This is a genomic window from Clostridia bacterium (assembly GCA_017554615.1).
Classification (GTDB): Bacteria; Bacillota; Clostridia; order UMGS1840; family HGM11507; genus SIG450.
Genome location: JAFZHY010000003.1, coordinates 1 through 5462, shown reverse-complemented (window position 1 = coordinate 5462; position 5462 = coordinate 1). Strand labels below are relative to the sequence as shown.

Here is a 5462-nt window from a genome sequence, read left to right as displayed (position 1 = left end):
TCGACCTTAAACGCAGGAAAATTTTCAAGATTTTTAATGCGAAGGACGAAGTCAGGCTGACGCCTTACGAGGACGACAAATTAAAAAGATTGGAATTTAACAAGTTTAAGGCATATTGTGTTCAAGTACTACTGCACTAAACAAACCGTAACGGATATCCGTTACGGTTTGTCGCATATAAGAGAGTTTAAGATTTTTGTTGTTTACAATTTGAAAACAGGGTGGTATAATAAAGGTAGTTATAAAAAAAGGGGAATTATATTTTGGAAAAAGTAAGATGCTGTCCCGTTTGTCAATCACTTGACTTATCTGTTACGGGCGAAAATAATGAAAAACTGTATTGCAATAACTGTGAATATGAATACGAATCTTTTGAAAGCCTTAAAGTAAAAATTGAAAAGAGAGAAAAAGTTTTTTCATTTTTTGTGTGGGTAATGATTTTTGCGCTTGTTACAGGAACTGTTGCTCTTTATGTAAAGATTTCATACGGATATAACATTATAGCTGATACGGTTGTTAATTTTACAAGTAAATACGGTATAAATATAGAACATATTCTTATCGGCGGAATTAGTTGTTTTGTTCTGTCTTTTTTACTTATGATGTTTCTTTTTGAATTTAGAAAAAGACTTGGGCAACTTAAAAGAACCAGATATTTTATTTATAAAAAAGGTTTTTTAGTGGTAGGTAAAGACGGAGAACTTATCCAAAATTCTTAAAATGTTTTACTGTTTTTAGGTGGGAATATGGTAGTAACTGAAGTTAGAAAAAGTAGTTTTTCAAAAAAACTTACAGAAGTTTATATTGATTATGAATATGCTTTTTCCCTTTATGAAAATCAGATTAAGAAATTTAATATAAAAGAAAATCTTGAAATTGATAATTACCGTATGGAAGAAATTATTAAAGAAGTTAAGAAAAACGCTTTAAATGATGCTTTAAGAACAGTGCTTATCTCAGATTCTACAAAGGGGATAATTAAGAAGAAGTTAAAAAGTAAAAAATACCCCGATGAAATAATAGACTATGTAATAAATTATATTGACGAAAAAGGGTATGTTGACGACTTTGACTATGCCATAAACTTTGCAAAGGCAAAGTTTAGAACGGGCAAAGGCAAAAAGTATATAGAGGCAGAACTTTTTAAAAAAGGGATAGATAGTAATATAATTTGTAGCGTTATTTCAGATTTTTATGATGAAAGTAAAATATATGAAGTAGCAGATATGAAACTTTCAAGTTTAATAAAGGGGAGACAAACCCCCGATTATAAAGATTTATGTAAATTAAAAGACTATTTATTAAGGCAGGGATATGAGTATTCTGAGGTTTCAGATGTAATATCCAAAGTGAAAGGTAAATATGAAGACTAAAGTATTTGTTGTGTCTCTTGGTTGTTCTAAAAACCATTGCGACTTGGAAAATATGATGGGAATTCTTGTTAAGGCAGGATATGAAATAACACTGGAAGAAGAAAAGGCAGATGTTGCAATTGTTAATACTTGCGGGTTTATAGAGTCTGCAAAAGAGGAAGCCATTGAAAACATTTTAGAAATGGCAGAACTTAAAAAGACCGGCAATTTAAAGGCACTTATTGTTACAGGTTGTCTTTCTCAAAGATATAAAGAGGAAATATTAGATTCTTTTCCTGAGATTGACAGTATTGTCGGCGTATTTGATTTTGATAAAATTGACGCTATTGTTTGCGAAACCTTAAAGGGTAAAAGAAAAGGATATTTTGACAGTTTATCATTAGAGAGTTTTAATGATATGCCAAGAATTCAGACAACACCTTTTTATACTGCATATTTAAAAATTGCAGAGGGGTGTGATAACCATTGCTCCTATTGTGCAATTCCTAAAATCAGAGGTAAATTTACATCAAAAGATATGGAGTCTTTGGTAAAAGAGGCAAAAGAACTGGCTCATTCAGGGGTAAAGGAACTTATTCTTGTAGCACAGGATACCACAAGATACGGAATAGACTTATACAAAGAAGTTAAACTGATAGAATTACTTGACAGGCTGACAGAAATTGAGGGTATAGAATGGATAAGAATTCATTATATGTACCCTGAAATGATAGATGAGAAACTTCTTTTATATATAAAGGAAAACAAAAAAGTTCTTAATTATTTTGATATTCCTATTCAGCATATAAATTCAAGAATTTTGAAACTTATGAACAGGCGTTCAGACAGGGAAACTATTGAAAATGTTGTTAATATGATAAGAAAAATCATACCTTCTGCAACGATAAGAACAACTGTTATCGTAGGCTTTCCTACTGAAACTGATAAGGAATACAGAGAACTTTACGATTATATTGAAAAAACAAAGTTTGACCGACTTGGAGTATTTGCCTATTCCAAAGAAGAGGGGACAGGCGCTTTCAACTTAAAAGGTCAGGTTTTAAAGGGTATAAAACTTAAAAGGCAAAAAGAAATCAGTCTTCTTCAATCACATATTATGGAAGAAAACAACAAGAAATTTATCGGTAAAACTATTGATGTTTTAGTAGAAGGCTTCCATAATGAATACGGAGTATATTTTGGAAGAAGCGAGATGGACAGTGTTGAAATAGACGGAACAGTTATGTTTGAAAGTGATGAGGATATCCCGTTCGGCGATATTGTTAATGTTAAAATAACCGATGCTTTGGAATACGATTTAGTAGGCGAAAAAGCGTAAAGAAAGGATAATAATTATGAATTTACCAAACAAACTTACAGTTTTAAGAATTATTTTAGTTCCTGTGCTTTTAGTGCTTATATATAATATTAACGATTCGTTTTTAATGTCGGCAATTTCTCTTGCTACATTTTTACTTATATCTTTAACAGATATGCTTGACGGACATATTGCAAGAAAGAGAAATCTTATTACTGACTTTGGCAAGTTTTTAGACCCGCTTGCAGATAAAATTCTTGTTATATCCACTATGATTACTTTTATTGATATGGGATATATTTCATCAATTGCAGTAATAATAATTATAATGAGAGAATTTCTTGTAACTTCTCTAAGACTTGTTGCATCATCTACAAGTAAAGTTATTGCAGCATCTAAACTTGGCAAATTAAAAACTATTATTCAGATAGTGGTACTTGCTGTTATGTTCTTTACTCCTATGATATCACAAGTTTATATTGGCAAAATCATTCTTTTTATTCTTGAATGGGCAATGGTTTTAATTACTATTGTTTCGGGTGCAGATTACCTTATTAAGAATAAAGATGTTATAAAAATGGATTAAGTTTATATAAAGGAAGGAAGATTAAAATGCAAAAACCTGTTTTTAAGTATGAAACAGCAGACAGATTCATCGATAATAAAAAGTTTGAATCTTACAAAGAAAGTTCGGTGGACGCTCTTAAAATTCTAAAATCAAAAGAGGGTAAAGGGAACGACTTTTTAGGTTGGCTTGATCTTCCTAAAACCTATGATAAAGAAGAGTTTGAGAAAGTTAAATGTGCTGCTAAAAAAATAAGAGAAAATTCAGAAGCGTTGGTTGTAATCGGAATTGGTGGTTCATACCTTGGCGCAAGGGCTGCGATAGAATTTTTAAATGGGAATATGCATAATATTAAAAAAGACTCAGGCCCTAAAATATTCTTTGCAGGAAATTCTATTTCATCAGATTATCATTTAGAGTTATTAGAGATTTTAGAAGATATGGACTTTTCCATTAATGTTATCTCCAAATCAGGCACAACTACCGAACCTGCTATTGCTTTTAGACTCTTTAAAGACCTTATATATAAAAAATACGGAGCCGAAGAAGCAAGAAAAAGAATTTATGTTACAACAGATAAACAAAGAGGTGCTCTTTTAGACCTTGCTAAAGAAGAGGGTTATGAAAGATTTACTATTGCAGATGATGTAGGCGGAAGATTCTCTGTTTTAACATCGGTAGGGTTACTTCCAATCGCAGTGGCTGGTGCTGATATAGATGCACTTATGAACGGTGCCAAAGTTTGTATGGAAGATACATTTAAAGAAGATTTTGATTTAAACCCTGCTCTTAGATATGCAGCAGTAAGAAATTATTTTTATAATAATGATAAGGCTATTGAAATTTTAGTAAATTATGAGCCTTCTTTAATGTACTTTGCAGAATGGTATAAACAACTTTTTGCAGAAAGTCACGGTAAAGAAAAGAAAGGTATTTTCCCTGCATCCTTAAACTTTTCTACTGACTTACACTCTTTAGGCCAGTTCGTTCAGGACGGTACAAGAAATATGTTTGAAACTGTTATTACTATCGGTAAACCTAACAGAGAAATAGTAATAAAAGAAGATGAAAAAAATGTTGACGGTCTGAATTTCCTTAAAGATAAAACAATAGACTTTGTTAACACCAAAGCATTTTTGGGAACATTCTTAGCTCACACAGACGGAGAAACTCCTAATTTAGTAGTAGAAATTGAAAAAAGAGATGAATTTAATTTAGGTTATTTATTCTATCTTTTTGAAATAACCTGTGCTATTGACGGATATATGTTAGACGTTAACCCGTTTGACCAACCGGGAGTTGAAGAATATAAGAAAAATATGTTCGCGCTTTTAGGAAAACCAGGATACGAAGAAATGAAAAAACAACTTGAAGAGCGTTTATAAATTTAAAAAAGCCTGAAACGAAAATTCGTTTCAGGCTTAAATATTTTTAAAAATGTATCTTACAGACCACGTGCTTCTTTAACTTTTGCAACTAACTGTCTTGCCATTTCTGTAATAGATTTAAAGTCGCCTGTTTTAGCACCTGCTGTTAAAGCACCACCAACACCAACTGCTGCAGCACCTGCTTTAATCCACTGGTCAACATTAGTAATGTCAACACCGCCTGTTGGCATAACTTTTGCGTGAGGAAGCGGACCTTTAATTGATTTAATTACTTTAGGACCGAATAATTCGCCAGGGAATACTTTGATAATATCAGCACCTGCTTCCATAGCGTTAACAACTTCTTTAATAGTTGTGCAACCAGGCATACCTGCAACTCTGTATCTGTTACAAAGTTTGATTGTTTCAGGGTCAAAATAAGGGCTGACTACATACTGAGCACCTGATAAAATAGCAATTCTTGCAGTTTCAGGGTCTAAAACTGTACCTGCTCCAAGAAGCATTTCTCCGTTTTTATAGTGAGATGCAAGTTGCTCAATAACTTTGTGAGCGCCTGGAACTGTAAATGTAAGTTCAATAGCGTCAACTCCACCTTCCAAACATGCTTCTGAAATTCTGATTGCTTCTTCGGCAGTTGATGCTCTAACAACACCAACAACACCTGTATCGGTTAATCTGGTAAGTACTTTTTCTTTTTCCATTTTGTTTTTCTCCTTTTTAAATTTTTCTTTTGTTATATTTTATACCTATTTATTTTATAAGTCAAGATTTACCTTTACTTATATTGTGATTATACCATTTTTTAATAATTTAAGCAATATTTTCTTGACATTTTAAAT

Annotated in this window: 6 protein-coding genes; 5 read left to right on the top strand and 1 reads right to left on the bottom strand. The window is 32.0% G+C overall.

Annotated features, from left to right (window positions below; all coding sequences use genetic code 11):
• Positions 1-263 precede the first annotated feature (263 nt).
• From IKZ35_00970 to IKZ35_00950, 5 genes are read left to right on the top strand one after another with little or no spacing between them, the layout of a single operon-like run.
• Entirely contained in the window at positions 264-719 is a 456-nt protein-coding gene (locus IKZ35_00970) for a hypothetical protein (protein MBR4892538.1), read from the top strand.
• A gap of 27 nt (positions 720-746) precedes the next feature.
• Positions 747-1373 carry a RecX family transcriptional regulator gene (locus IKZ35_00965; GenBank protein MBR4892537.1) on the top strand — a complete coding sequence of 209 codons (627 nt, stop codon included), beginning with the start codon at positions 747-749 and terminating at the stop codon, positions 1371-1373.
• Complete coding sequence (gene rimO, locus IKZ35_00960) at positions 1363-2691, top strand: 30S ribosomal protein S12 methylthiotransferase RimO (protein MBR4892536.1); 1329 nt, start codon at positions 1363-1365, stop codon at positions 2689-2691. Before IKZ35_00965 ends, rimO begins: the two co-directional genes overlap by 11 nt.
• Before the next feature lie 16 nt (positions 2692-2707).
• A complete protein-coding gene (gene pgsA, locus IKZ35_00955) occupies positions 2708-3256 on the top strand; it encodes a CDP-diacylglycerol--glycerol-3-phosphate 3-phosphatidyltransferase (GenBank protein MBR4892535.1) in 549 nt (182 codons plus the stop codon).
• Between the two features lie 26 nt (positions 3257-3282).
• Entirely contained in the window at positions 3283-4620 is a 1338-nt protein-coding gene (locus IKZ35_00950) for a glucose-6-phosphate isomerase (GenBank protein MBR4892534.1), read from the top strand.
• A gap of 59 nt (positions 4621-4679) precedes the next feature.
• Here IKZ35_00950 and IKZ35_00945 read toward each other — a convergent pair whose 3' ends face one another.
• Entirely contained in the window at positions 4680-5324 is a 645-nt protein-coding gene (locus IKZ35_00945) for a bifunctional 2-keto-4-hydroxyglutarate aldolase/2-keto-3-deoxy-6-phosphogluconate aldolase (protein MBR4892533.1), read from the bottom strand.
• Between the last annotated feature and the right edge of the window lie 138 nt (positions 5325-5462).

What these genes read in the sequence shown, in the direction of transcription:
- IKZ35_00945 (MBR4892533.1), bottom strand. Translation starts at nt 5,324, where the DNA reads ATGGAAAAAGAAAAAGTACTTACCAGATTAACCGATACAGGTGTTGTT.
- pgsA (MBR4892535.1), top strand. Translation starts at nt 2,708, where the DNA reads ATGAATTTACCAAACAAACTTACAGTTTTAAGAATTATTTTAGTTCCT.
- rimO (MBR4892536.1), top strand. Translation starts at nt 1,363, where the DNA reads ATGAAGACTAAAGTATTTGTTGTGTCTCTTGGTTGTTCTAAAAACCAT.
- IKZ35_00965 (MBR4892537.1), top strand. Translation starts at nt 747, where the DNA reads ATGGTAGTAACTGAAGTTAGAAAAAGTAGTTTTTCAAAAAAACTTACA.
- IKZ35_00950 (MBR4892534.1), top strand. Translation starts at nt 3,283, where the DNA reads ATGCAAAAACCTGTTTTTAAGTATGAAACAGCAGACAGATTCATCGAT.